We start from the raw sequence: 24,975 nt of genomic DNA on the forward strand, positions 1-24,975 counted from the left end.
ACGAGTTCGAGGCCGCCAATCCGGGACTGCTTGCCGCAATGGAGCGGGATCTGGGGCTTGGCGCGGACGCCGCGCGCACCCTCGGCGCCCGCCAGGATGCCGCCACCGCGACCGAAGAAGTGCTGCGTACGGCGTTGGGCGACACCTTTGGTGGCGCTTACTTCGACATCGCGTCCGGCACGTTGACCGTCGGCGTGACCGATGTGAGCAAGGTCGCTCAAGTTGCTTCGGCAGGTGCCACACCGCGTGTCGTGCCCCGCTCAGTGGCCCAATTGGACTCGACACTGGCTCGGCTCGGCAACCGTGACACTGTTGCGCCGCGCTCGGTTACCGGTTGGTACGCCGACATTGTCACCGACCAGGTCGTGGTGACCACTTTGCCAGGAACGTCCCCGATCGCGAAAGCCTTTGCCGGACCGGACGTCCGCGTGGTCGAGACGGCCGCACCGCGCACGTTCGCGGACATCAAGGGCGGCGACGCGTACAACATCGGCGGTTCCCGGTGTTCGGTCGGCCTGTCGGTACAGGGCGGGTTCGTCACCGCCGGGCACTGCAACGTGCTGACCGGCGGCGGGGCGTTGACCCGCAACGGTGTCGCACTCGGCACGTGGGGCGGTGCCGCGTTCCCGGGCCGCGACTACGCCTGGGTGCGGACCAACTCCAACTGGACACCGCGTGGTCTCGTCGGTGCGGTCCGTGTCGTCGGCTCGACAGCGGCGGCGACCGGTTCAGCGGTGTGCAAGTCCGGTTCCACGACCGGTTGGACCTGTGGCACGGTCGGCGCCAAGAACCAGACCGTCCGGTACGCGGAGGGCACAGTGACCGGGTTGACCGCGTCGAACGTGCGTTGCCAGCCCGGTGACTCCGGCGGCGGCTTCGTCACCAACGCCGGCCAGGGCCAGGGCACGGTCTCCGGCGGGAACACGGCCACGTGCTTCTTCCAGCCGCTCGGCCCGATCCTGTCGGCCTTCGGCCTCACGCTGGTTCGTGGCTGACCAGGAGTGATCTCAACCTGCTGGCCGCGGCGCGCGGATCCGCCGCGTCGGTGATCGCGCGCACGACCACCGCACGGCTCGCGCCCGCGGCCAGCACCTCCGGCATCCTGCCGGCGTCGATACCGCCGATGGCGAACCAGGGTCGTGCCGGGTTGGCCTCGGCGGTTCGTCGTACCAGGTCCAGTCCGGGCGCCGGCCGACCTGGCTTGGTCGGTGTTGGCCAACACGGGCCGGTACAGAAATAGTCGACACCGGGTTCGCGCGCCGCCGCCATCGCCTGGTCGACGTCGTGCGTGGACCGGCCGATGACCATGTCGTCGCCGACGATCCGGCGCGCGGCGGGCACCGGAAGATCGTCCTGGCCCAGATGCAGGACGTCCGCGTCTACAGTCGCGGCGATGTCCGCGCGGTCGTTCACCGACAGCAGCGCACCGTGCCGGGCGCATGCCTCTGCGATCATCTGCAGGGCGGCGATCTCCTGACGTGCTTCGAGTGACTTCGCCCGCAACTGCACGATGTCCACGCCGCCCGCGAGCGCCGCGTCGACGAATTCGGCCAGGTCGTCGCGGATGTCCGTGCACAGGTAGAGCCGCGCGTCGGCCAGCTTGCGGCGCAGTTCGGCGCCATCGAGTCCGGGCATGCCTTGATTCTTACGCTAAGCTCGATGCTGGTCCGCACGGGAGCCTGGCGTCACCGGGCTGAGAGGGGACTTGGAGAGTCCCGACCGTCGAACCTGATCCGGGTCATGCCGGCGCAGGGAGCGAGTGGTGTCATTGGGAAAGATCGCAGTCGTCGGGGCCGGCGTCATCGGCCTGTCCATCGCGTGGCGTGCGTTGGCGGCGGGCTGGGAGGCCGTCGTTGTCGACCCGGCGCCGTGTTCCGGGGCGTCGTGGGTGGCCGGTGGCATGTTGGCGCCGGTCACGGAGGCGTGGCCGGGCGAGGAACCCTTGTTGGAACTGGGTGAGGCGTCGCTGCGGATGTGGCCGGAGTTCGCCGCCGAACTGGGTGATGTCGGTTTACGGACCGAGGGCACGGTGGTCGCGGCCTTCGACTCGGCGGACGCCGAGCAGCTGGCGATCCTGGCCGCGCACCTCGCTTCGATCGGCCGGGACGTGGCCCAGATGTCCGGGCCCGAGCTGCGGCGGATCGAGCCGTCGCTGTCCACATCAGTCCGAAGTGGACTGTCAGTGCCCGGGGATCTGGCCGTGGACAACCGGAAGCTGTTGGGCGTCCTGCGATCCAAGGCGGCGTTCGTGCACGAGTCCGCACGGGCCGTGCGGGCGGGCGAAGTCGAGCTGGCCGACGGATCCGTGGTGCGTGCCGACGCGGTCGTGATCGCCGCGGGCGCCTGGAGCCGGAACCTGCACCCGAGGCTGAACTCGTTGGTACGTCCGGTGAAGGGCGAGATCCTCCGGCTCCGGCCGGGGCGCGGCGCGGTGCCGTTGACCCGGACCGTTCGTGCCCTGGTGGAGTCCAGACCGATGTACCTGGTGCCGCGCGAGGACGGCGAGATCGTTCTCGGTGCCACCCAGTACGAAGCTGGATACGACACCGAGGTGACCGTCAAGGGTGTGCGGGATCTGTTGCTGGACGCCGAACGGGTCGTCCCCGGGGTGACGGAGTTCCACTTGACGGAAAGCGCGGCCGGGGTTCGGGCGTCGAGCCCGGACAACCTGCCGTTGATCGACTGGGTGGAGCCGGGCGTGATCGTCGCGACCGGGCACCACCGCAACGGGTTGCTGCTGGCTCCGATCACCGCCGACGCGGTCGTCGCGATGGCGGGCGGCGAACCGGTGCCGGAGGCGGTCGCGGCCGCCAGATTGGAGTCGCGGTGAGGGCGACAGTGAACGGCGTCGTGCGGGAGCTGGCCGACGGGACCACGGTCGCGGACGTGTTGCGGCTGCTGGAGATCGCACCCGGCGGGGTCGCGGTGGCGGTGAACGGCTCGGTCGTGCCACGCGCCGAGCATCCCCGGACGGTACTGGCCGAGGGCGCCGACATCGAAGTCCTCACCGCTGTGCAAGGAGGGTGACATGGACGATCCGTTCATCATCGGTGGCAGAGAGTACTCGTCCCGCTTGATCATGGGCACTGGTGGCGCGGCGAACTTGGCCGTCCTCGAACGTGCGCTGGTCGCGTCGGGAACGGAGTTGACCACGGTCGCGATGCGCAGGGTCGACTCGGACGGCGGTACGGGTGTTCTGCAAACGTTGCGACGCCTGGGGATCGACCCGCTGCCGAACACCGCGGGCTGCCGGACCGCCGCCGAGGCCGTCCTCACCGCCCAGCTGGCCAGGGAGGCGTTGGGCACCAACTGGATCAAGATCGAAGTGGTCGCCGACGACCGGACACTTCTTCCCGATCCGGTGGAGCTGCTGGACACGGTGCGGCGGCTCGTCGCCGACGGGTTCACCGCGCTCGCGTACACCAACGATGATCCAGTTCTGGCGTTGCGCCTGGAAGAAGCGGGTGCGGCCGCGGTCATGCCACTGGGTTCCCCGATCGGCACGGGGTTGGGAATTCGCAATCCGCACAACATCGAACTGATTGTCGCCAGGGCTTCTGTTCCTGTTGTGCTGGATGCTGGAATCGGTACCGCGTCGGACGCCGCGCTGGCCATGGAGTTGGGCTGTGACGCGGTGATGTTGGCGACCGCCGTGACCCGGGCGAGTGATCCCGAAAAAATGGCGGCGGCGATGCGAAACGCTGTTACAGCAGGTAGATTGGCTCGTTCGGCCGGACGTATACCGCAACGGTTCTGGGCACAGGCATCCAGCCCTCCTCGGTGAGTGCCGAATAAACAGCCATCATTGACCGATGGAGCCACTCCACGAAGGAGGCGCGAAAGTGCTGACGCCTTCGACCGCTGACGACGTGCCGGCGCGGCTGTATCTGGCCATCGGGCGGCTGTCCCGCTCGCTGCGCCGCAGCGGCGCGTCCGGCCTCGGCCACGGGTCCATCTCCGCGTTGTCCACCCTGGTCGGCTGTGGTGAGCTGCGCCTCGGCGACCTGGCGACCAAGGAGGGCGTGGCCGCACCGACCATGTCCCGCATCGTGGCCGCCCTGGTGGAAGCCAAGTACGTGCAGCGCGAACCGGATCCCGCGGACCGCCGGGCCTGGCTGGTGAAAGCCACCCCGGACGGCGAGCGAATGGTGTCCGGGCTGCGCTCGACCCGCGTACAGGAACTGCGCAGGCGAATCGACCGGCTGGCCGAGGACAGGCAACAACAATTGATCATGGCGATCCCGATACTGGAGGAACTCCTGTCCGAGGAATAGCACCGCCGGCGGGTGAACACCCGCTGAAGAGCCGCCACTCGGCAGCCAGGTCGGCAAGGACATCATCCGATCACTCGGTGACCGGGCGTGCGGCGATCCGCGGAATCCGGTGCTGTGCCGGCCGTCCTAGACCGATTCGCTCGACAGCCGCCAGAACGGCGACACCGGCCCGTGCCCTTTCCCGAGCGAATACGAGTCCCGGACCGACCGAACGATGAACCGCTTGCCGAAAGCGACCGCCGCCGGCACGGCAACCCCTTGGGCCAGCTGGGAAGCGGTCGCCGAGGCCAACGTGTCCCCACTGCCGTGGGTGTTCCCGGTGTCGAAGCGGGGACCTGGCAGCTCGTGCACGTCCGTGCCGTTGGACAGCAGATCCACGCAGTCGTCGACGTTCCGCATGTGCCCGGCTTTGACCAACGCCCACTCCGGTCCGTACGCCAGCAGCGCGTCGGCCGCCTGCTCCTGGGTTTTCCGGTCGGTCACGTCGATCCCGGTGAGCAGGCGGACCTCGTCCAGGTTCGGTGTCACCAGGGTCGCGCGGGGGAACAGTTCGGTCCGCAGGGCGTCCAGGGCGTCGTCCCGGAGCAGCTGGTCGCCGCCCATCGAGGCGCAGACCGGGTCGACGATGAACGGGATGTGCCCGTCCTTGCCGATGCCGACCCGGTCGCAGGCGCCGGCCACCGCGACGATGATCTCCGCGTTGGCCAGCATGCCGGTCTTCGCCGCCTGAACGCCGATGTCGACCGCGACCACTTCGATCTGGTCGGCCACCACGTGCGCGGGGATCTCCACGATCCCCGTGACACCGATGGTGTTCTGCACGGTCACCGCGGTCACCGCCGTCATTCCGTGGACGCCGCAGGCGAACAACGTCCTGAGGTCGGCCTGCAGGCCGGCACCACCGCCGGAATCGCTTCCGGCGATGGTGAGCACGGTCGGTGGTGTCATCAGTCGGTCTCAGTGCTGAAGCTCGACCCGGCAAGCAGGTCTTCGGTCGGGAGGTACACCTTGTCGCCGTGGTCGTGGAACTGTTGTGACATCTCCTGCATCCCGGCCTCAATCGCGTCCACAGTAGACAGATGGTGCTCCTCGGCGTACTTGCGCACGTCCTGGGTGATCCGCATGGAACAGAACTTCGGGCCGCACATCGAGCAGAAGTGCGCGGTCTTGGCCGGTTCCGCCGGCAGCGTCTCGTCGTGGAAGGCGCGCGCGGTGTCCGGGTCGAGCGAGAGGTTGAACTGGTCCACCCAGCGGAACTCGAAGCGCGCCTGGGAAAGCGCGTCGTCCCACGCCTGCGCGCCCGGGTGGCCCTTGGCCAGGTCCGCGGCGTGCGCGGCGATCTTGTACGTGATCACGCCGGTCTTCACGTCGTCCCGGTTGGGCAGGCCCAGGTGCTCCTTCGGGGTCACGTAACACAGCATCGCCGTGCCGGCCCAGCCGATCTGGGCCGCGCCGATCGCCGAGGTGATGTGGTCGTACGCCGGCGCGATGTCGGTCGCGAGCGGGCCGAGGGTGTAGAACGGCGCCTCGCCGCACCATTCCTCTTCGAGCCGGACGTTCTCCATGATCTTGTGCATCGGCACGTGCCCGGGGCCTTCGATCATCACCTGCACGTCCCGCGCGCGGGCGATGTGCGTCAGTTCGCCGAGCGTGCGGAGCTCGGCGAACTGGGCTTCGTCGTTGGCGTCGGCGATCGAGCCGGGCCGTAAGCCGTCGCCCAGTGAGAAAGTCACGTCATACGTGCGCAGAATGTCGCACAGTTCCTCGAAGTTGGTGTAGAGGAAGCTCTCCTTGTGGTGCGCGAGGCACCACGCCGCCATGATCGAGCCGCCGCGGGACACGATCCCGGTGACCCGCTTGGCGGTGAGCGGGATGTACCGCAGCAACACACCGGCGTGCACGGTCATGTAGTCGACGCCCTGCTCACACTGCTCGATCACGGTGTCGCGGTAGGCCTCCCAGGTCAGCGCGGCCGGATCGCCGTTGACCTTCTCCAGCGCCTGGTAGATCGGAACCGTGCCGATCGGGACCGGCGAGTTGCGGATGATCCACTCGCGGGTCTCGTGGATGCGCCTGCCGGTGGAGAGGTCCATCACGGTGTCCGCGCCCCACCGGGTGGCCCAGACCATCTTGTCCACCTCGGCCTCGATCGACGAGGACACCGCGGAGTTGCCGATGTTGGCGTTCACCTTGACCAGGAACCGCTTGCCGATGATCGCCGGCTCGGACTCGGGGTGGCACCGGTTCACCGGGATGACCGCCCGGCCGGTGGCCACCTCCTTGCGGACGAACTCCGGGTCCATGTTCTCGCGGGCCGCGACGAACCGCATCTCCTCGGTGACGATCCCGGCCTTGGCGTACGCCAACTGGGTCACCGCGCCGTTCACCGGCGGCCGCCGCCAGCCCTCGCGGATCCGGGGGAGTCCACTATGGACGTCGATCACTGTGTTGTCGTCGGTGTACGGGCCGGACGTGTCGTACAGGTCGAAGTGCTCGCCGTTGGTGAGCTCGACCCGGCGGAACGGCACGCGAACGCCGGCCCCGACGTCGCGGTACTCCTTGTGCGAGCCGGAGATCGGCCCGGTGGTGATGGTCGGCTGGACAGAACGGTCCTCAAGCGCCGTCATAACGCCTTCCTTCCCTACGCCGGCATTACCCGGTCAGGTTCATGCGGTCGGCGGCACCCGGTCCATAAAGGACACGAACCGCCCTCTCAGCCCGCTGTGGCGCGAGCTCCCGCGACGTTGCAAAAAAGTCATCTCGACCATAGCCATCATGACCGCGCAATGCCAAGCCGACCGGCGTACCGTTTCGCTGTGACCTCCGTACCGGGCCTGCGTCAGCTGGCAAGACCCGACGGGGTCGTGCCGTGCGCGGACTGCGGCGAACCGGCCGGCCGCGGCTACCCGGCGTGTCCGGCGTGCGAGGACTTCGTCGACCGGTACTGGGCGGCGGACTGGCTGGCGGCGCTGGCCGGCACCCCGGCGGACCTGATCACGGCCGTCCTGGTGGACGACGGCGGCACGTACCCGTGGACGTGCCTGGACTGGGCGTTGCGGCTGTCGAACTGCGCCGGCTGCGGCCGGGAGGCCACGACCGGCGAGATCGAGTGCGCCCACTGCGCCATCGCGGACGAGAAGCGGTGGATGGCCGGCGGTGACATGACCCCGAACGAGCACTCGCTGCGTCAGGCCAGGGTCGCGCTGCGGGCGCCGCACCGGCACCGGTCGTCGCAGGTCCAGTACTGGCGGCTGGTGCTGCCGTTTCTGCTGGCCGGCGCCTACTTCACGGCCCGGCAGGCGCAGCGGCTGCGGTCGTTCCTGATCGCCGGCCGGTACACCGAGCTGGCCTCGTTCGGGACGTTCGAGGAGATGGCGTCCCTGCCTGATCTGCCGTGGCGCGAGGTGGCACCGGCTTGACGCCCATTTACTACATTCCTAGTGTATAGCCGTGGTGAGACTAGGGGTGGGCACACGCGGGCTGGCGGCGGTCGACGATCCGCAACGTCTCCTGCGCCAGGCGCTCGACGCGGGGATCACGCTCTTCGACACGGCGGACATCTACGAGACCGAGGAACTGCTCGGCCACGCGTTCGCCGGCATGCGTGATCAGGTCGTCATCGCGACCAAATGGGGGCACACAGCCGACGGTCCTGACGGGCGCGTGTCGTACGTGCGCAAGGCGCTGACCGCGTCGCTACGGCGGTTACGGACCTCGTACGTGGACATCTACCAACTGCACGTGGCCGACATGTCCACGTACGCGGCGACGGCACTGCGGGAAGAGTGCGAGAACCTGGTCGCCGAGGGGCTCATCCGCGCCTACGGCTGGTGCACACCCGACCCAGCCCGCGCCGCCGTGTTCGCCGCCGGCCCCAACTGCGCCACCATCCAGGCTCCCTACGACGACGCCCTGCTGCCCGTGGTGGACGAGTACGACCTGTCATTGCTGTGCCCCGAGCCCTTCGGCCCGCCCGTGCGCCTCGGCGGCCGCACACCCCTGCAAGGCGCGTTGGCACGGCTGTGGGCACACTGCCCGCGAGCCGTCGCGCTTCCGCGCGTGCGCACGGTCGCGGACGTCATGGAGTTGGCAGGAGCGGTGACTCACGGACCCCTCACCATGCGGGAGTTGGCCGCGGTTCGTGGTTAGGTTGTCAGATATGGAGATCGGATTCGGCGCACCCGTGTCAGGCGCGTGGGCGACCCCGGCGAACCTCGCCGCCTTCGCCACCAGCGCCGAGTCGCTCGGCTACTCCTCGCTCTGGACGTTCCACCGGCTGCTGACCCCCGAGGCCCCGCTGATGGACCCGGTCTACCGCAGCGTGCTCGACCCCCTCATGGCCCTGTCGTACATGGCCGCCCGGACCGAACGAATCCGCCTCGGCGTGGCCCTGGTCAACCTGCCGTTCGTGTCCCCGACCTACCTGGCGAAACAGGCGGCGTCACTGGACGTGCTGTCCGCCGGCCGGCTCGACCTCGGCCTCGGCGCCGGCTGGCAACAGGAGGAGTTCGCCGCCACCGGCGCCACCATGGCCAGGCGCGGCGCCCGCACCACGGAGTACGTGTCCGTGCTGCGGACCCTGTGGGCGGACGACGTCAGCTCCTTCGACGGCGAGTTCTACACCGTGCCACGAAGCCGGATGAACCCCAAACCAGTCCAGCGTCCAGGCCCACCGGTGCTGCTCGGCGGAGTCGTGCCGGCGGCACTGGCCCGGGCCGGCCGGATCGCGGACGGCTGGATGTCCCGCAGCGCGACGAACCTGGACGCGATCGCCGACCAGATCGCGGTCGTCCGCGCCGCGGCCACGGCGGCGGGGAAGGATCCGGCCCGAGTCCGGATCGTCTGCCGTGGCGTGGTCCGTCCTGGCGAGCGCGGGCCGAGGCTGTCCGGATCGATCGCACAGATCAAAGCGGACGCCGAATGGCTCGCCTCCCAGGGCGTGACCGAACTGTTCTACGACCTGAACTGGGACCCACGGATCGGCGACCCGGACGTGTCGCCGAAAGCGGCCACCGAACGAGCCCAGGAACTCCTTGAGGCCCTCAAGCCAAGCTAGTTCTTTGGGATGTACTCCTTGGTGACGATCACGATGACACCCGGAGGGGCGTCCTTGATGCCCTCGAATCGACGGTCATAGCGCAACCCGAACTCGTTCGCCAGTGCTATCGCCGTACTCTCTTCGGTGGTTTTTGGCCGGTAGTAGACCGTTGTGACGGCGATTGGCTCGGCATAGTTGCCGCTCGTCTCGATGGTCCAACCGGCGTTGCGGAAGTCGTTGGCGGCGCGGTCGGCCAAGTCTGGGATGTTGCTGTTGTTGTAGACCCGTACCGACACATAGGGATATCGCCCCGCCGAGGCAGGGGGGCCGGTGATTGCCGTGCTGGTATCGGTGAGCACGGGCGGCGGGGGAACCACGCCCGCCGTGGTCGATGAGCTGGTTGTGGGCGTCAGCGGAGGGTCGCTGGGCTTGACCGAGTTCGCGTCCGGCTTGATCACCAGCCACACGCTGACAGCCGCGGCAGCCACGAAGACCACGACCGCTATGGCCAGCAGCACCTTCCTGCCCCTCGGCGGCCCGTCCGGCTCGGCCACAGGTTCCCGCTGGTGGGCCGGGTTGCGGGTGAGCGCCAACTGATCCGCCGTGTCCGTACCTCGCTGACCGGGCTTGGGCAGTCCTTCGGCGGTCAGCCTCCGGTGCAGGACCTGGTAGATCGTGCCGAGGCTGAGCAACTCGGGTCCGTCCGGGATCCCGTGCTCCAGAAGGGTCAGCAGCTCGCCCGTGAAGGCCGTGTACGTCGCGCCGGCCGGTGCCAGGGCCACGGCGTTCGCTGGCGTCGCGGCGAGGGTGTACGTCCCGCTGATCTCCACCTGGCCGAGGACCTTGTGCCGGTGCGCGCCCATGAAGCCGGCGGTGGCCCGGCCGCTGAAACAGCAGTCGAGGATCAGTACCCGGTTGCGCGCCGGGCACTCCTGGAAGATGTCCCTGATCATGTCGAACGACAGGGCGCTGACAGGTAGCTCTTCCGGGTCCGTGTCGGACAACGTCAGGTACAGGTCGTGGCGGAGTTCGCCGGTCAGCCCGTGGCCGGCGAAGTACACCAGGAACGTGTCCTCGGCCTTCGCCGCGTACTCGCGCAGGAGGCGGTACGTGCCCCGCGTGATCGCCGTATCACCGGCGATCCCGCATCGCTCTCGCACGAACCCGCCGCACCGCGGATCGGTCAGCGCGGCGACCATCCCGTCCAGGTTGTTGCGCACCGCGGGAAGGTCGGGCAGATCGGTGGACTGGTAGGTGCTGGCACCAATCAACACCGCGTAGGAACGTTGAGGGTCAGGCAGCCGCATCGCGGACTGGAGAGTACTCCCGGTCACTCATCGAACGGGTCGGGCTCCTTGGCTGGGTCCCACGACAGGTCGGGGACTCCCCACCCGTTGCTCTTGACCATTCGCTTCGCCTGCTTGGCGTACCGGCCCACCAGGCGGTTCAGGTACAGCAGGCCGTCCAGGTGATCGGTCTCGTGTTGCAGGCAGCGGGCGAAGAAACCCGTCCCCGCCACCTCGACCGGCTCGCCGTCCTTGTCCTGGCCGGTGACCTTGGCCCAGCTGGCGCGGCCGGTGGGGAAGGACTCGCCGGGCACCGACAGGCAGCCTTCGAAGTCGTCGTCCGGGTCGGGCATGGTCTCCGGGCGTTCCGAGGTCTCCAGGACCGGGTTGACCACCAGGCCCTTGTGCCGGACGCCGTCGTCGTCCGGGCAGTCGTACACGAACAGCCGTAGCGGGACGCCGATCTGGTTCGCCGCCAGGCCGACGCCGTGGGCCGCCGCCATCGTTTCGAACATATCTTCGATCAGCTGGTGAAGTTCAGCGTCGAATGTGGCAACTTTGTCGGTGGGGTTGTGTAGAACTGGGTCACCGACGATCCGGATGGGGTGAACGGCCATGCGTGTCACTATCCAGCACAACCTCTGTCCGGCTCTGTCCAGGGGAGCAGCGGCACACGGACGCGCCGGTGACGTGGCGCACGGCGACGAGTGGGGGCGTGATGTAATGGCAGTGCGGAAATCACAGGTGTGTGATTCCCAGGTGGACACGGGATTCGGGGAGTCGGATGGACGCCGCAGAGGCACTGGTGCCGGACGGTGAGCCGCGGGGCGGCTTGACCGACCGGGAACGGGTGATCCTCGCCTTCGAGCGGCAGTGGTGGAAGTACGCCGGCGCCAAGGACCAGGCGATCCGGGAGATCTTCGGGATCACGCCGACCCGGTACTACCAGTTGGTCAACGACCTGATCGAGAAGAACGAGGCCCTGGCGGCCGACCCGTTGCTGGTGAAGCGGCTGCGCCGGCTGCGCACCGGACGGGTCCGCTCGCGTGGGGCGCGAAAGCTGGGTGTCGAGCCACAATGACCAGCCCGGAGGGGGCAGGACCAACCCGGCCGGGCCGCCTGGCCGGACTGGCCCTGCTCGCGGTGGCCGCGATCGCCTTGGTGGTCGGCCTGATCTCGGTGTTCGGCGGAGGCGGGTCGGACCAGCCCACGAACAACACGGCCGGCACGCCCGCCGCCGGCACGCCGTCGCAGGAGCCACCGTCCAGCCCGGGGTCGCCACCGCCGTCCTCGGCCACGCCGCCTTCATCCGAGACGCCGCCGAGTTCCCCGCCGCCGTCGTCGTCGAGTTCGACGCCGTCCAGCGAGGCCCCACCGTCCCCGCCACCGGACACCACGCCCGGCCATGTCCAGCCGGTGCAGGTCCTCAACAACAGCAAGATCACGGGGCTGGCCGATCGGGCCGCAACCGATTTCCGCAACAGGGGCTGGAACGTCACGGCGGTGGACAACCTTTCGGAAACGCAGGCCAAGGTCCCCTTCACCACGGTCTACTACCGGCCGGGCACTGCCGAGGAGGCGGAGGCCAGGGACCTGGCCAACCAGTTCGGCCTGCACGTGGACCGTCGCATCGAGGGGCTCAGGAACTTCGGACCCGGCCTCATCGTGGTCGTCGCCAAGGAATACAACCCGAAGAACTGACTGCCCTGGAACAACCCCGCGCGCGAAACGTTGTAGTTGGTGCAACGGTGTAATCACGCATGGGTTGGTGGTGGCGGTGGACGAGTACTCCAAGACGGTCAGCTCCGTCGCTAGATCGGTGACACCTCACGTGGCGAGCGTGCGCCTCGGCGCGGGTAGCGGCTCGGCCGTGGTGTTCGAGAACGGCCGGATGCTCACGAACGCCCATGTGGTGGGCAGTTCACGCAACGGCACGGCGACGTTCGCCGACGGCACCGAGTCGACCTTCGAGGTCGCCGGTGTGGACCCGTTGTCCGACCTGGCCGTCCTGACGGTGCAGGGAACGGCCCCGGCGCCGGCGACGTTGGGCAACGCGGACGACCTGGTGGTCGGCCAGCTCGTGGTCGCGGTCGGGAACCCGTTGGGGCTCAACGGTTCCGTCACGGCCGGCGTGGTCAGTGGGCTGGGTCGCTCGTTACCGGTCAGGCAGGGCAAGGCGGCCCGGGTGATCGAGGACGTGATCCAGACGGACGCCGCGCTCAACCCTGGCAACTCCGGTGGCGCGCTGGCGGACTCGACGGGCAAGGTGGTCGGGATCAACACGGCGGTCGCTGGGTACGGCCTCGGGCTCGCTGTTCCGATCAACGTGACGACCATGCGGATCGTGCAGACCCTCATCTCCGACGGCCGGGTGCGCCGCGCGTTCCTCGGCCTGGTGAGCACGCCCGCGCCGCTGCCGGACGACGTGGCCGCCCGGACGGGCCAGAAGGCCGGGCTGCGGATCGTCGAGGTGGTCTCCGGGAGTCCGGCCCAGCGGGCCGGGCTGCACGCGGGCGACCTGGTCCTCACGGTGGGCCGCAAGCAAGTCAACGACGCTCAGGGGATCCAGAAGCAGCTGTTCGCCGAGGCGATCGGGGAGGAACTGCCGGTGACCGTGCTGCGCGGCGGGGCGATGGTCGACGTGTTCGCCACGCCGACCGAACTCAGCGTTCGCTAGCGCGACTTGGCGTACGCCTCCAAGGAGGCCAGCTGCGCGGGGTCGAGCGACGGGCGCACGGCCTCGCGCGCCTTCTGCAGATGCGCGTTGGTGACTTGGCGGGCTTCCAGGGACTCACGCATCGCGGTCAGGGCCGCTTCCCTGATCAGCGCGGCACAGTCCGCGGCCGAGTAGCCGTCGAGCGCCGTGGCCACGTCGTCGATGTTCACGTCGTCCGCCAACGGCGTGTTGCGCGCGGACGAGCGCAGGATCGCGGCACGGGCGTCGCTGTCGGGCGGTGGCACGTAGATGACGCGTTCCAGCCGACCCGGCCGCAACAGGGCGGGGTCGATGAGCTCCGGGCGGTTGGTCGCGCCCACCACGATCACGTCCCGCATCGGCTCCACGCCGTCCAGTTCGGTCAGCAGCGCGGCGACGACCCGGTCGGCTACGCCTGAGTCCGAGGACTGACCGCGGCGCGGCGCCAGCGCGTCCACCTCGTCGAGGAACACCATGGCCGGTGCGGCGTCGGCCGCGCGGCGGAACAGTTCCCGGACCGCTCGTTCGGACTCACCGACCCACTTGTCCATCAGCTCCGCGCCCTTCACCGCGAGCACATTCAACCGGCCGGAGCCGGCCATGGCGCGGATCAGGAACGTCTTGCCGCATCCGGGCGGGCCGTAGAGCAGCACCCCGCGCGGCGGCTGGACACCCAGGCGGGCAAAGGAGTCCGGGTACTGCAACGGCCACAGCACGGCCTCGGTCAGCGACTGCTTCACCTCGACCATGTCGCCGACCTCGTCCAGGGTGAGGTCACCGGTCCGCAGGTTGTCCGATGTGGACATCGAGGTGGGCCGGACCGTCTCAAGCGCGCCGGCCAGGTCGTCCGACGAGATCCGGGGCTCCGGCGAGTCCTTCTGGCGCAACGCCGCGCGCACGGACGCCTCCCGGCGCAGGGCGACCAGGTCGGCGACGACGAAACCCGGTGTGCGCTCGGCGATCGAGCCGAAGTCCACTTCGGACTCCGTTGGCACGTCCCGCATGATCACCCGCAGCAGCTCGGTGCGGGTGTGCTCGTTGGGCTGGCCCACCGAGACCTCGCGGTCGAGCAGCTCGACGGACCGCAGCCGCGGGTCGATCGCCTCGGGGTGGGCGGTGGTCGCGACGATCGCCAGCTGGGGCGTGTTCACGGCGCCACGCAAGGAATCCAGGACGACCGTGGCGATCGGCGGCGGGTTGGTGCCGGGCAGCAGAGCGTCCACATCGGTCACCAGCAATACGGAAGGCGTGTTCTGCACAGCCTCCGCGACGACCGCACGGAACTGGGTCGCCGCCGCGTTGGCTTCGAGGGCCGCGATGGTGGGCGCCGAGACCTCCACGATCCGCACGTCCGCCGCGTTGGCCACGGACCGCACCATGGTGGCCTTGCCGACCCCCTCGGGGCCGCTGACCAACGCGCCGAGCCGCGGCTCGGCACCGAGCCGCCGCAACAACTCCGGGCGCTGGAAGGCGAGGTCGAGCCACTCGGCGAGCTTGCGGGCCGCGTCCGTCGCGCCCACCAGGTCGGTGACCGGGATGGGCGTCTCGGCCGGCGCGGTGGACATCGCGGTCACCACCGGTGCCTCGATCTGCTGGACCACGACCACGTCACCGCTGGGGACGGCTTCGACCGCGGCCACCCCGTCCCGCCAGTTGACCACTGTGGACGGGGTGATCGACACCGGTCCGTTCGGGTCGGCCGACGTGATGGTGATCAGCTCGTTGGTCCACGTCATGCCGATCGCCGTGGACAGCCGCTGGCGGGCCGCGATCACGTCCGCGTCCGGCGGCGGCGCCAAGTCCTGGGGGAGCAGCGACACCGCGTCACCGACCGTGAAGACCTTGCCCAGCAACGCCAGTCGCAGCGTCTGCGGGCTCAGCGACGTCGACGCCAGCCGGGAGCCGGCGACCGTGATCGCGCGGGCCGCGGCCACGGTCACCGGGGTGATCACCACCTCGGACCCCTCGACGATGCCGATGTTGGTCAACGTGATGTCGTCCAGCAGGATCACGCCGGGCAGGTCCTCGCTCGCGGCGGCCAGCGCGGCGCTCGCCCGGGCGCCGGTCAGCCGGACCGCGTCCCACTGCCGCAGGCCCAGGGCGTCCAGCACCTCCCGGTGCAGGCGCACGACGCCACGGCGGGTGTCCAGCGCGGACGGCGACAGGCGAGCGGTGAGCGTGATCTGGGGCGAAGTCACGCCCGTGAGCCTATCGTTCGCTGTGTTTGACTGCCCTCGCTCCGCTCGGGTGTGGCTGGGGCGATGTCGGGCGTGTCGCGTGGCGTAAATGACCGGCGCGACCAAGCGAACTAACGTTCGCCACGAGGCGGTCGTTGTGTACGCCGTAGACCTATCCGCCGCCAGGTGCGGCGCTTCGGCAGCGGGCCGATGATCCGTGGTGGCTGCTCCGGCGGCAGGTACGACTGCCAGGTCACGTGCGGCTCGCGATCGCCGTTGCGGCGCAACCGAACCCGCCTGGCCACCCCGGCGACCCGGCGGGACAGTGGCGGCCGTAGGCCGAGGCGGCGGGCCTGGCTGCGGATCGCTCTGCGTTGCGCCGGTGGCACCGCCCACGCCTCCGGGTGGTGCGCCAGCCAGTGCTTGCGGCGGACGGCGTACGGCAGGTGCGCGAGGTAGATCACCAGCGCGATGCCCAGTGCCGCGACCGGATACGTGACCACGACCGCCGCGAGCATCGTCAAGCCGACGAGCAATGGCACGACCATCCGCGGCGGCACACGGACCGTCTTCACCGACAGCGTCGGGATCCGGCTGATCAGCAAAGCCGCCACGAACACCGTCCAGCCCATCACCACGGCCTGGTTGGACCACCAGCCGTCCGTGCCGAACTCCTGCTCGGCGATCAGCGGCAGCAACACCAGCAGGCCGCCGGCGGGCGCGGGCACGCCGACGAAGAACTCCTTGGCGTACGGCGGCTGGTCGGGGTCCTCGAGCAGGGTGTTGAAGCGCGCCAAGCGAAGGATCATGCACACCGCGAACACGAGCGCGAAGATCCAGCCCAGCCGGTTGTCCCCGGCACCGAGTCTCCAGTGGTACAGCACGAGCGCGGGCGCGACACCGAACGAGATCGCGTCGGACAACGAGTCCAGCTCCGTGCCCATCTTGCTGGTGGCGTCCAGCAGCCGCGCGATCCGGCCGTCCAGGCTGTCCAGGATCGCCGCGGCGAACAACGACGCCAGCACGGCCTTCCACTGCTCGTGCCACGCGAACTGGACCGCGGACAAGCCCGCGCACATCGCCAGCACGGTGATGGCGTTCGGCAGCAGTCGGACACCCGGCGGGGTGCGCGCGGCCATGACTCAGCCCTCCGAACCGGGCAGTTCGGCGAGCACGGTCTCGCCGCCGATGGTCTTCTGCCCGGACTCCACCATGACCCTGCTGCCACGCGGCACGTACAGGTCGACGCGCGACCCGAACCGGATCAGCCCGTACGTCGCACCCGCGGCGACCTTGTCACCCTCGTCGACGTGGCACACGATCCGCCGGGCCACCAGGCCGGCGATCTGCACGACCACCAGCCGGTGGCCGTCGACCGTGCGCAGCAGCAGCGTGTTGCGCTCGTTGTCCTCACTGGCCTTGTCCAGGTCCGCGGACAGGAACTTGCCCGGCCGGTAGACCTTGCGCAGCACCTCGCCGGTCGCCGGCACCCGCTGGACGTGCACGTCGAACACGGAGAGGAACACGCTGACCCGCAGCATCGGCTCGTCGCCCAGCTCCAACTCGGCCGGCGGGACGGCTTCGGCTACGTGCGACACCGTTCCGTCGGCGGGCGCGACCGCGATGCCCGGCCGGCTCGGCGTGACCCGCTTCGGCTCGCGGAAGAACCACGCCGTCCACCCCGTGAGCACCGCGCCGACGACACCCAGCGGCCGGGAGATCCGGCGCAGCAGCAACGTGAGGACGGCGGCGGCCAGCACGAACGGCCGCCCGGCCGGGTTCATGGGTGGAACGATGCCACGCGCCAACTCGACGATGTGGGCGACGGGTCGCTCGTTGGATGCAGTCACTGGGCCCTTTTCTCTCCAGGCTTGGGAGTCACCAGTCTGCCCGATTCCCCATCAAGTGCCGATGCATCCCCCGACGCGATGCATCGGCACCGTTCGGTTTACCCAGATGAGCCATCTGTCGCGAACTATTCTAAGTGACGGAAAAGGTGGGATCAATGGCTGTATACACTGCCCTCGCTCCGCTCGGGCGGACTTGGCCGCCTTCAGCCGACCATTTCCACCCCGCACCACGCGGCCGACATCTTCGCTCGGGCTGGCTACCGCCGTGGCTGGGGCGATGTCGGGCGTGTTGCGGGGTGGAAATGATCGGCGCGGCCAAGTCGGGGCTGGTCGAAGGTCACCGTTGGGTCAGCATCACCAGGTCGACCTCGGCGCCTTCGGGTATCTCGGTGACGTCTTCCGGGATTTCGATCAGGCAGTTCGACTGGGCGAACGCGGCCAGCAGGTGTGAGCCCGGTCCGCCGACCGGTACGGCCTGCACCGAGCCCGCGTCGTAGAGGCCGCGGCGGTACTGGCGGCGGCCCGCGGGGGACTTCATGGCCATGCTGGCCCGTGCTCGCAAACGCTTGCGATCGATCTCGGTGTGGCCCATCGCGGCCAGCAGCGCCGGCCGGACGAAGATCTCGAACGACAGCGCCGCGCTCACCGGGTTCCCTGGCAGGGACAGCACAGGCAGGCCCTGGTACCGGCCGGAGCCCTGTGGTCCGCCGGGCTGCATGGCCACTCTGAGGAACTCGACCCCTTCGCCCTGCAACGCGTCCTTGACGACCTCGTACGCGCCCGCGCTCACACCGCCGGTGGTGATCACCACGTCGTGGTCGGCGAGGTGCGGCCGCAGTGTGGCCCGTAACGCGTTCACGTCGTCCGGCACGAACCGAAGCACGTGCGCGACACCACCGATCTCTTCCACAGCCGTGGCGATGTACATGCTGTTGGACTCGTAGATCTGTCCCGGCTTCAGCGGTTGGCCCGCCTCCACCAGTTCCGTGCCGGTGGACAGCACCAGCACGTGCGGCCGTCGACGCACAGGCAGCGCGGCGATGCCCAACGCCGCGACCAGACCCAACTGCGGCGGGCCGAGAACAGTGCCTTTCGTCAGCACGACTGTGCCCTCGCGCACATCCTCACCCGTACGACGCAGATGTGTGCCCACGGCCACAGGCGCGAACACGCGGACCCGTTGCACGCCTGAGTCCGTCAGTTCGACTTGGACGACGGAGTCCGCGCCCGGCGGCAGGGGAGCACCGGTCATGATCCGGTGCGAGGTGCCCGGCAACAGGGGGACCACGTCCGTGCGGCCGGCTGGGATGTCCTCCGGCACGGGCAGTTCCACCGGGGTGTCCTCGCTCGCGCCGACCACGTCCACGGACCGGACCGCGTACCCGTCCATCGCGGAGTTGTCGAACGGCGGCAAGGAGATCGGTGCCGTCACGTCCTCGGTCAGCACCAGGCCGCGGCAGTCCGCCACCGGGAGTCGCACACTCGGCAGGTCACCCACCAACGCGGCGACGGACGCGCGGTAGGAGTCGACGCTGCGGAGTCTGGTCGCTGTGTTCGGCACGGATGCATCCTGCCTCGTATCGCCGTGCGAACACACGCCGCCGTGCAAGACTGCGCTTCGGAACAGTGGATCCATCAGGGTGGGGAACGTGCAGGTCCGGACTCGGCATACCCCGGCGTTTGGCGTCGCGCGGTTGTTGCTGGCGCCTGGCGAGGCGGTACAGGCCGACTACGACGCGATGCTCGCGACCAGTTTCGGGGTGCTCATCGACCTCCGGCCCAAGGGGCGCGGCCGGGGGTATTCGGCCGTGTTCACCGCGCCCGCCGAGGGCGGTTGGGTGGATCTGGCGCCGTCGCTGCCTGGTGAGGTGTACACCGTGGAACTGGACGGTCTGGGCGGCTGGTGTGTGGCGCGGGGGGCTTGTCTGGCGGCGTCGGTGCACGTCCGGCAGGACGCGTCCTGGCAGGGGTTTCGGCCCATGTTCGGCGCTGACCACGGGTTCCTGGAGCACGTGTCCGGGCAGGGTGCGGTGGTGCTCGCGTCGTGCGGGGCGTTGGACGTGGTGAATCTCGAAGCGGGTGTGGCCATCACCGTCGCGCCGACCAGCCTGGTCGCGTACACCGAGGGGGTGCAGACCCGGCTGCGCGCGGTCAGCCAGTCGGTGAACCAGTCGATCCGCACCGGTGAGGGCCTGTTGCTGGACTGTGCTGGACCGGGGCAGGTGTTCACCCAGACCCGCCGGGCGGAGGCGATGGCGGCGGCCCTGTCCTGAGGTCCCTATCTTGAGTTCCATGAACCGACCGCGCGGCGTGCGTCGCGGACGTTAGGCTGCGCTGCGTGTCGGAGGACCTCACCGGGCGTCGCCTGGGGCATTACCGGATCGATGGTGTGCTCGGGCGCGGTGGCATGAGCGTGATGTACAAGGCCACCGACGTCCGGCTCGGCCGAAAGGTCGCGTTGAAGGTCATCGGCGAGCATCTGGGCGAGGACGCCGAGTTCCGGGAACGGTTCGTCGACGAGGCCAGGAACACCTCCGCGATCGACCACGCCAACGTGGTGCCGCTCTACGACTTCGGCGAGGTCGACGGGCTGCTGTACATCGCCATGCGGCTGGTGGACGGCTCCGACCTGGCCAGTCTGATCAAGGACGGCCCGATCTCGGTGGAACGGACGCTGTCGCTGCTCGGCCAGGTCGCCGAGGCGCTGGACTCGTTGCACGACCGCGGCTTGGTGCACCTGGACGTCAAGCCGGCGAACGTGCTGGTGACCAGCAGGGAGACCTCCACCGAGCACGTGTACCTGGCCGACTTCGGCCTGACCAGGCGAGGCGCGACCGGCCACCGCACCCGCAGCGGCGACTTCCTGGGTTCTCCGACGTACGCGGCGCCCGAGCACCTGCGCGGCGAGCCGGTGGACGCGCGGACCGACGCCTACTCGTTGGCGTGCGTGCTGTTCGCGTGCCTGACCGGCCGGCCGCCGTTCCAGGGCAAGGTCCCCGAGGTCATCCAGGGCCACCTCAACCTCGACCCGCCCAAGATCACGGCGTTGGTGGCGTTGCCCGGCGCCGTCGACGAGGTCATCCGGCGCGGCATGGCCAAGGACTCCAAGGTCCGGTACGCCACGTGCAAGGAGTTGATCGCGGCGGCCCGGCAGGCGTTGTCGCAGGCGGCGCGCCAGGAGCCGCCCCGGCCGGCCGCCCCGCCGGTCCAGTACCAGCAACAGCCGCAACAACAGCCGCGCCGGCCCGCCACGCAGCCCGCGCCGGGTCCGGGCGAGTTCGTCCGGCTGCGGCCGCCGGTCCCGATCGGGTCGAGCGCGTTCACCGCGGAGAAGACCAGCAGCGGCCGCAAGTGGGTGCTGCCGGTGGTGGTCGGGGTGATCGCCATCGCCGCGATCGTCCTGGCGATCGTGTTCCTGTCGTCGAAGGGCGGCGGGGGCGGCGGGAACACGCCAGGCACGAATGGGCCGCAGATCACAGTGGCGCCGCGGGACAGCGGCGGCGGCTCGACCTCGCCCACGACCAGCTCCCGCCGGACGCTGCCGTCTCTGTCCGGGCTGCCGACAAGCGGCTGACCTGGCCTTCTTGCACTCGCCGGGACCGAGTGCTAAACACGTATTAGCACTCACTAGAGTGGAGTGCTAGGTCGGGACGGTGAGGCTCGGGTTCCCGGGTCGTCCGTCGCGGGCACCGCGCCTGGCTTAAGCACCGTGTTAAGCACACTGTTCCGCTGTGCGGCATGCCTCACAGCGCCCAAAACGTTTACATATGCAGGCGGAGGACACACCGCAATGGCCAAACTGATCGCGTTTGACGAGGACGCGCGCCGCGGGCTTGAGCGCGGCCTGAACACCCTCGCCGACGCCGTCAAGGTGACGCTCGGTCCGAGGGGCCGGAACGTCGTGCTCGAGAAGAAGTGGGGCGCGCCGACCATCACCAACGACGGCGTTTCCATCGCCAAGGAGATCGAGCTCGAGGACCCTTGGGAGAAGATCGGCGCCGAGCTGGTCAAGGAGGTCGCCAAGAAGACCGATGACGTGGCCGGTGACGGCACCACCACGGCCACCGTGCTGGCGCAGGCGCTGGTGCGTGAGGGTCTGCGCAACGTCGCGGCCGGTGCGGACCCGCTGTCGTTGAAGCGTGGCATCGAGCAGGCGGTCGAGGCGATCACCGAGCAGCTGCACAAGGCGGCTCGGGAGATCGAGACCAAGGAGCAGATCGCCGCCACGGCGTCGATCTCCGCTGCTGACACGACGATCGGCGCGCTGATCGCCGAGGCGTTGGACAAGGTCGGCAAGGAAGGCGTCATCACCGTCGAGGAGAGCAACACCCTGGGCCTCGAGCTCGAGCTCACCGAGGGTATGCGCTTCGACAAGGGCTTCATCTCCGGCTACTTCGTGACCGACCCGGAGCGTCAGGAAGCGGTCCTGGAGGACCCGTACATCCTGCTGTTCGGCTCGAAGATCTCGTCGGTCAAGGACCTGCTCCCGCTGCTGGAGAAGGTCATGCAGGCCGGCAAGCCGCTGCTGATCATCGCCGAGGACGTCGAGGGCGAGGCCCTGGCGACCCTGGTCGTGAATAAGATCCGCGGCACCTTCAAGTCCGTCGCCGTCAAGGCGCCGGGCTTCGGCGACCGCCGCAAGGCGATGCTGCAGGACATGGCCACCCTGACCGGCGGCCAGGTCATCTCCGAGGACGTGGGCCTCAAGCTGGACAACGCCGACATCACGCTGCTGGGCAAGGCGCGCAAGGTCGTCGTGACCAAGGACGAGACCACCATCGTCGAGGGTGACGGTGACACCGAGGCGATCCAGGGCCGGGTCAACCAGATCCGGGCCGAGATCGAGAAGAGCGACTCCGACTACGACCGCGAGAAGCTGCAGGAGCGGCTGGCCAAGCTGGCCGGCGGCGTCGCGGTGATCAAGGCCGGCGCCGCCACCGAGGTCGAGCTCAAGGAGCGCAAGCACCGCATCGAGGACGCGGTGCGCAACGCCAAGGCCGCCGTGGAAGAGGGCATCGTCGCCGGTGGCGGCGTGGCCCTGCTGCAGGCCGCCGGCGAGGCGTTCGCCGGGCTGAAGCTGACCGGCGACGAGGCCACTGGCGCCAACATCGTCAAGGTCGCCGTCGAAGCCCCGCTCAAGCAGATCGCCATCAACGCCGGCCTCGAAGGCGGCGTCGTGGTCGAGCGCGTCAAGGGCCTCAAGGAAGGCGAGGGCCTGGACGCGGCCACCGGTGAGTACCGCAACCTGATCGACGCGGGCATCATCGACCCGGCCAAGGTCACTCGCTCGGCCCTGCAGAACGCGGCCTCCATCGCGGCCCTGTTCCTGACCACCGAAGCCGTGGTCGCGGACAAGCCGGAGAAGGCCTCGGCCGCTCCGGCCGGCCCGGAAGCCGGCGGCATGGACTTCTGAGTCCTTTTTGTGCCAGCACCGAACCCCCAGGGAGCTTCTCCCTGGGGGTTCGGTCGTTCACGCGGTGTCGGCCAGCCGGGACAGGGATTCGGGCAGTTCGCCGGGGTGGATCACGCCGAGCCGCTGGGTGGCGCGGGTCAGTGCCACGTAGAGGTCGTTGGCGCCGCGCGGTGACTGGGCCAGGATCAGGGCCGGGTCGACCACCAGCACCGAGTCGAACTCCAGTCCTTTCGCCTGCCCGACCGTGAGCACCGAGACCTGGGCGTCCACATCGGCCGATGTCTCGCTGAGTCCACTGGGGACGATGACGGCCAGGGTGCCGTCACCGACGGCGGCGACCTCCTTGGCGACGATCTCGTCCAACTGGGCCTGGATGTCCGGGACCCACAGGTGCCACGGCTCGACGCCGGAGTCGCGCACCGATGTCGGCGCCGCCATGCCGGGGCCGAGGACGTCCGCCGCCACCGCCATGATCTCCGACGGGGTGCGGTAGTTGACGGTCAGCTGCTCCAGCCGCCACCGGTCTTCCACGTACGGCTCCAGCACGGTCTGCCACGACGTGGTGCCGGCCGGGTCACCGGTCTGGGCCACGTCGCCGACCAGGGTCATGGACCGGCTGGGGCAGCGGCGCATCAGCATCCGCCAGGCCATCGCCGACAGTTCCTGGGCCTCGTCCACGATCACGTGCCCGAACACCCACTCACGGTCCGCCGCGGCGCGTTCGGCCGCGGTCCGGTGGTCGGTGTCCTCGTACCGGCCGGCCAGGCGGCGGGCGTCGATCAGGTCGGTCGCGGTCAGGATCTCCGGGTCGGCGTCGTCCTGCATGTCGAGGATGTCCAGCACGCCGCTGGCGTAGTCGATCTCCTCCTGCCGTTCCCGCGCCTGCGCCGCCCTGGTGGCGGTGTCGTCGATGCCGAGCAACTCCGCCGCCTCGTCGAGCAGTGCCGCGTCCGCCGGTGTCCAGCCGCCCGGCTCCCGGTGCAGCAGGTCGCGTTCGCGCTCGGTGAGCTTCGGCGCGGCCTTGGCGAGTTTGTCCTTGTCCCGGAACAGGTCCTCAAGCAGCTCGGTCGGGGTGACGGTCGGCCACAGCCAGTCGAGGGCGGCCTGGACGCCGTCGTCCTCGCTCAGCTCGCGCCGGATGTCCTCGATGTCCGTGGGGTCGAGAAGGTTCTTGCCGCCCAACGGGTCCGCGCCGATCCGGTCGGCGTACTGGCGGGCCAGGCTGTCCAGGATCACCGGCACGATCAACGGCTTCGCCTTGTTGTGCACCCGCCGCGACCGCCGGGCCCGCGCCCTGGCCTGCACGCACGTCTCCCGGTCCAGCTTCAGGACTTCGCGCTCGAACCGGATCTCCAGGTAGTCCTCGGGCACCCGCTGGCATTCCTTGACGGCCGTGGCGATCACGTCCGTCATCGCGACCCGGCCCTTGACCGACGCGGCCTCGACCGGCTCGGTCCGATCCGGTTTCACACCAGGGAAAAGCTCGCCGACCGTGGCCAGCAGCACACCCGTCTCACCGAGCGACGGCAGCACCTGGCCGATGTACCGCAGGAATGTCGAGTTTGGACCGACGACGAGCACGCCCCGTCGAGCCAGCTGCGCGCGGTAGGTGTACAGCAGGTACGCGGCCCGGTGCAGCGCGACCGCGGTCTTGCCGGTGCCCGGACCTCCTTGGACCACAAGGACTCCGTTGAGCCCGGAGCGGATGATCTTGTCCTGCTCGGCCTGGATGGTCTGGACGATGTCGGTCATCCGGCCGGTCCGGCTGCTGTTCACCGCGGCCAGCAACGCGGCCTCACCGGTCAGGCCTTCGTGTTTGGTGACGTCGGCCGTTGCGAGGTCGAGCACTTCGTCGTCGACCGCGGTGACCTTGCGCATGCTGGTCCGGATGTGCCTGCGCCTGTTCACCCCGTCCGGCGCCGCGGCGGTCGCGAGGTAGAAGGGGCGGGCGGCGGGCGCGCGCCAGTCCATCAGCAGCGGCTCGTAGTCGTGGTCCTCGTCGAAAACGCCGATTCGGCCGATGTGCTGATGGGCGCCGTCCTGGAAATCGAGCCGGCCGAAAACCAGACCGTTTTCCACGGCGCTGTACTGGCTGAGCTGTTCCGAGTACATCGCCGTCGAGGCGTCGCGTTCGGTGCGCGCCTGCGGGGTGCCGCCGGTTTCCCGCAGCACCCTCGCCAACTGGTCCGCCGCCCTGCTCCGAAGATCGTCGAGACGGCCGTAGAGCATGGACACGACCTGC

The 24,975-nt window shown here is 69.3% G+C and carries 24 protein-coding genes and 1 riboswitch; of the genes, 14 read left to right on the forward strand and 10 right to left on the reverse strand.

All coding sequences use genetic code 11. The features are described 5' to 3' along the window. Nucleotides 1-38: 38 nt before the first annotated feature. The gene (locus EV192_RS22615; protein ID WP_341770890.1) at nucleotides 39-995 is read left to right on the forward strand and encodes a S1 family peptidase; all 957 of its coding nucleotides are present in this window, start codon (nucleotides 39-41) and stop codon (nucleotides 993-995) included. On the opposite strand, the gene thiE is transcribed toward EV192_RS22615, so the two are convergent. Further along, complete coding sequence (gene thiE / locus EV192_RS22620) at nucleotides 976-1,635, reverse strand: thiamine phosphate synthase (RefSeq protein WP_132118541.1); 660 nt, start codon at nucleotides 1,633-1,635, stop codon at nucleotides 976-978. The genes EV192_RS22615 and thiE overlap by 20 nt on opposite strands. Nucleotides 1,636-1,661: 26 nt before the next feature. After that, nucleotides 1,662-1,772, forward strand: a riboswitch (TPP riboswitch). Here thiE and thiO point away from each other — a divergent pair. The 4 genes from thiO (at nucleotide 1,763) to EV192_RS22640 (ending at nucleotide 4,274) form a co-directional block, all read left to right on the forward strand. Further along, complete coding sequence (gene thiO / locus EV192_RS22625) at nucleotides 1,763-2,830, forward strand: glycine oxidase ThiO (protein WP_132118543.1); 1,068 nt, start codon at nucleotides 1,763-1,765, stop codon at nucleotides 2,828-2,830. (Overlaps the previous riboswitch by 10 nt.) Further along, the gene (gene thiS / locus EV192_RS22630) at nucleotides 2,827-3,027 is read left to right on the forward strand and encodes a sulfur carrier protein ThiS (RefSeq protein WP_132118545.1); all 201 of its coding nucleotides are present in this window, start codon (nucleotides 2,827-2,829) and stop codon (nucleotides 3,025-3,027) included. Before thiO ends, thiS begins: the two co-directional genes overlap by 4 nt. Nucleotide 3,028: 1 nt before the next feature. After that, on the forward strand, nucleotides 3,029-3,784 hold the full coding sequence (gene thiG / locus EV192_RS22635; protein WP_132118547.1) for a thiazole synthase: 756 nt from the start codon (nucleotides 3,029-3,031) through the stop codon (nucleotides 3,782-3,784). Between the two features lie 61 nt (nucleotides 3,785-3,845). Beyond that, nucleotides 3,846-4,274 (forward strand): MarR family winged helix-turn-helix transcriptional regulator, encoded by a 429-nt coding sequence (locus EV192_RS22640; RefSeq protein ID WP_165960603.1) that lies wholly within the window; start codon nucleotides 3,846-3,848, stop codon nucleotides 4,272-4,274. 126 nt (nucleotides 4,275-4,400) lie between these two features. Here the strand turns inward: EV192_RS22640 and thiD are convergent, their stop codons facing one another. Together thiD and thiC are read right to left on the reverse strand one after the other, a co-directional pair. Continuing rightward, a complete protein-coding gene (thiD, locus tag EV192_RS22645; RefSeq protein WP_132118551.1) occupies nucleotides 4,401-5,222 on the reverse strand; it encodes a bifunctional hydroxymethylpyrimidine kinase/phosphomethylpyrimidine kinase in 822 nt (273 codons plus the stop codon). Further along, nucleotides 5,222-6,901, reverse strand: coding sequence for a phosphomethylpyrimidine synthase ThiC (gene thiC / locus EV192_RS22650; protein ID WP_132118553.1), 1,680 nt, complete (start codon nucleotides 6,899-6,901; stop codon nucleotides 5,222-5,224). Before thiC ends, thiD begins: the two co-directional genes overlap by 1 nt. A gap of 189 nt (nucleotides 6,902-7,090) precedes the next feature. Between thiC and EV192_RS22655 the strand changes: the two genes are divergently transcribed. The 3 genes from EV192_RS22655 to EV192_RS22665 are packed head-to-tail and all read left to right on the forward strand — an operon-like array spanning nucleotide 7,091 to nucleotide 9,330. Next, nucleotides 7,091-7,693 (forward strand): hypothetical protein, encoded by a 603-nt coding sequence (locus tag EV192_RS22655; RefSeq protein ID WP_243727001.1) that lies wholly within the window; start codon nucleotides 7,091-7,093, stop codon nucleotides 7,691-7,693. A gap of 31 nt (nucleotides 7,694-7,724) precedes the next feature. Beyond that, entirely contained in the window at nucleotides 7,725-8,423 is a 699-nt protein-coding gene (locus tag EV192_RS22660) for an aldo/keto reductase (RefSeq protein ID WP_165960550.1), read from the forward strand. A gap of 10 nt (nucleotides 8,424-8,433) precedes the next feature. Continuing rightward, complete coding sequence (locus EV192_RS22665; RefSeq protein ID WP_132118559.1) at nucleotides 8,434-9,330, forward strand: TIGR03619 family F420-dependent LLM class oxidoreductase; 897 nt, start codon at nucleotides 8,434-8,436, stop codon at nucleotides 9,328-9,330. On the opposite strand, the gene EV192_RS22670 is transcribed toward EV192_RS22665, so the two are convergent. Beyond that, the gene (locus EV192_RS22670; protein ID WP_132118561.1) at nucleotides 9,327-10,619 is read right to left on the reverse strand and encodes a caspase, EACC1-associated type; all 1,293 of its coding nucleotides are present in this window, start codon (nucleotides 10,617-10,619) and stop codon (nucleotides 9,327-9,329) included. The genes EV192_RS22665 and EV192_RS22670 overlap by 4 nt on opposite strands. 23 nt (nucleotides 10,620-10,642) lie before the next feature. Further along, a complete protein-coding gene (locus EV192_RS22675; RefSeq protein WP_132118563.1) occupies nucleotides 10,643-11,215 on the reverse strand; it encodes a peptide deformylase in 573 nt (190 codons plus the stop codon). 167 nt (nucleotides 11,216-11,382) lie between these two features. On the opposite strand from EV192_RS22675, the gene EV192_RS22680 reads away from it, so the two are divergent. The 3 genes from EV192_RS22680 (at nucleotide 11,383) to EV192_RS22690 (ending at nucleotide 13,275) form a co-directional block, all read left to right on the forward strand. Next, on the forward strand, nucleotides 11,383-11,679 hold the full coding sequence (locus EV192_RS22680; RefSeq protein WP_132118565.1) for a DUF3263 domain-containing protein: 297 nt from the start codon (nucleotides 11,383-11,385) through the stop codon (nucleotides 11,677-11,679). Continuing rightward, nucleotides 11,676-12,299, forward strand: a complete 624-nt coding sequence (locus EV192_RS22685; RefSeq protein ID WP_132118567.1) for a LytR C-terminal domain-containing protein — start codon at nucleotides 11,676-11,678, stop codon at nucleotides 12,297-12,299. Before EV192_RS22680 ends, EV192_RS22685 begins: the two co-directional genes overlap by 4 nt. Nucleotides 12,300-12,417: 118 nt before the next feature. Next, entirely contained in the window at nucleotides 12,418-13,275 is an 858-nt protein-coding gene (locus EV192_RS22690) for a S1C family serine protease (RefSeq protein ID WP_424923372.1), read from the forward strand. Here the strand turns inward: EV192_RS22690 and EV192_RS22695 are convergent. From EV192_RS22695 to moeA, 4 genes are all read right to left on the reverse strand, one after another. Further along, a complete protein-coding gene (locus EV192_RS22695; RefSeq protein ID WP_132118571.1) occupies nucleotides 13,272-15,491 on the reverse strand; it encodes an AAA family ATPase in 2,220 nt (739 codons plus the stop codon). The genes EV192_RS22690 and EV192_RS22695 overlap by 4 nt on opposite strands. Before the next feature lie 110 nt (nucleotides 15,492-15,601). Beyond that, a complete protein-coding gene (locus EV192_RS22700) occupies nucleotides 15,602-16,609 on the reverse strand; it encodes a CDP-alcohol phosphatidyltransferase family protein (protein ID WP_132118573.1) in 1,008 nt (335 codons plus the stop codon). 3 nt (nucleotides 16,610-16,612) lie between these two features. Next, the gene (locus tag EV192_RS22705) at nucleotides 16,613-17,320 is read right to left on the reverse strand and encodes a phosphatidylserine decarboxylase (protein WP_132118575.1); all 708 of its coding nucleotides are present in this window, start codon (nucleotides 17,318-17,320) and stop codon (nucleotides 16,613-16,615) included. A 337-nt stretch (nucleotides 17,321-17,657) separates the two neighbouring features. Continuing rightward, nucleotides 17,658-18,881 carry a molybdopterin molybdotransferase MoeA gene (gene moeA, locus EV192_RS22710; RefSeq protein WP_243727003.1) on the reverse strand — a complete coding sequence of 408 codons (1,224 nt, stop codon included), beginning with the start codon at nucleotides 18,879-18,881 and terminating at the stop codon, nucleotides 17,658-17,660. Between the two features lie 88 nt (nucleotides 18,882-18,969). Here moeA and EV192_RS22715 point away from each other — a divergent pair, with 88 nt between their 5' ends. The 3 genes from EV192_RS22715 to groL all read left to right on the forward strand — a co-directional run bounded on the left by EV192_RS22715 (nucleotide 18,970) and on the right by groL (nucleotide 22,733). Next, nucleotides 18,970-19,593, forward strand: coding sequence for an AIM24 family protein (locus EV192_RS22715; protein WP_132118579.1), 624 nt, complete (start codon nucleotides 18,970-18,972; stop codon nucleotides 19,591-19,593). Between the two features lie 65 nt (nucleotides 19,594-19,658). Beyond that, nucleotides 19,659-20,894, forward strand: a complete 1,236-nt coding sequence (locus EV192_RS22720) for a serine/threonine-protein kinase (protein ID WP_132118581.1) — start codon at nucleotides 19,659-19,661, stop codon at nucleotides 20,892-20,894. A 216-nt stretch (nucleotides 20,895-21,110) separates the two neighbouring features. After that, nucleotides 21,111-22,733, forward strand: coding sequence for a chaperonin GroEL (groL, locus tag EV192_RS22725; protein ID WP_132118584.1), 1,623 nt, complete (start codon nucleotides 21,111-21,113; stop codon nucleotides 22,731-22,733). Nucleotides 22,734-22,790: 57 nt separating this feature from the next. On the opposite strand, the gene EV192_RS22730 is transcribed toward groL, so the two are convergent. After that, nucleotides 22,791-24,962, reverse strand: coding sequence for a HelD family protein (locus tag EV192_RS22730; RefSeq protein ID WP_132119728.1), 2,172 nt, complete (start codon nucleotides 24,960-24,962; stop codon nucleotides 22,791-22,793). Nucleotides 24,963-24,975 lie beyond the last annotated feature (13 nt).

Origin of the sequence: Actinocrispum wychmicini (assembly GCF_004345645.1) — a bacterium.
In the GTDB taxonomy this organism is placed as follows: domain Bacteria; phylum Actinomycetota; class Actinomycetes; order Mycobacteriales; family Pseudonocardiaceae; genus Kibdelosporangium; species Kibdelosporangium wychmicini.

Coding starts and splice junctions, on each gene's coding strand:
- EV192_RS22615 (WP_341770890.1), top strand. CDS start 39: ATGGAGCGGGATCTGGGGCTTGGCGCGGACGCCGCGCGCACCCTCGGC.
- thiE (WP_132118541.1), bottom strand. CDS start 1,635: ATGCCCGGACTCGATGGCGCCGAACTGCGCCGCAAGCTGGCCGACGCG.
- thiG (WP_132118547.1), top strand. CDS start 3,029: ATGGACGATCCGTTCATCATCGGTGGCAGAGAGTACTCGTCCCGCTTG.
- thiD (WP_132118551.1), bottom strand. CDS start 5,222: ATGACACCACCGACCGTGCTCACCATCGCCGGAAGCGATTCCGGCGGT.
- thiC (WP_132118553.1), bottom strand. CDS start 6,901: ATGACGGCGCTTGAGGACCGTTCTGTCCAGCCGACCATCACCACCGGG.
- EV192_RS22665 (WP_132118559.1), top strand. CDS start 8,434: ATGGAGATCGGATTCGGCGCACCCGTGTCAGGCGCGTGGGCGACCCCG.
- EV192_RS22670 (WP_132118561.1), bottom strand. CDS start 10,619: ATGCGGCTGCCTGACCCTCAACGTTCCTACGCGGTGTTGATTGGTGCC.
- EV192_RS22675 (WP_132118563.1), bottom strand. CDS start 11,215: ATGGCCGTTCACCCCATCCGGATCGTCGGTGACCCAGTTCTACACAAC.
- EV192_RS22680 (WP_132118565.1), top strand. CDS start 11,383: ATGGACGCCGCAGAGGCACTGGTGCCGGACGGTGAGCCGCGGGGCGGC.
- EV192_RS22685 (WP_132118567.1), top strand. CDS start 11,676: ATGACCAGCCCGGAGGGGGCAGGACCAACCCGGCCGGGCCGCCTGGCC.
- EV192_RS22700 (WP_132118573.1), bottom strand. CDS start 16,609: ATGGCCGCGCGCACCCCGCCGGGTGTCCGACTGCTGCCGAACGCCATC.
- groL (WP_132118584.1), top strand. CDS start 21,111: ATGGCCAAACTGATCGCGTTTGACGAGGACGCGCGCCGCGGGCTTGAG.
- EV192_RS22730 (WP_132119728.1), bottom strand. CDS start 24,962: ATGCTCTACGGCCGTCTCGACGATCTTCGGAGCAGGGCGGCGGACCAG.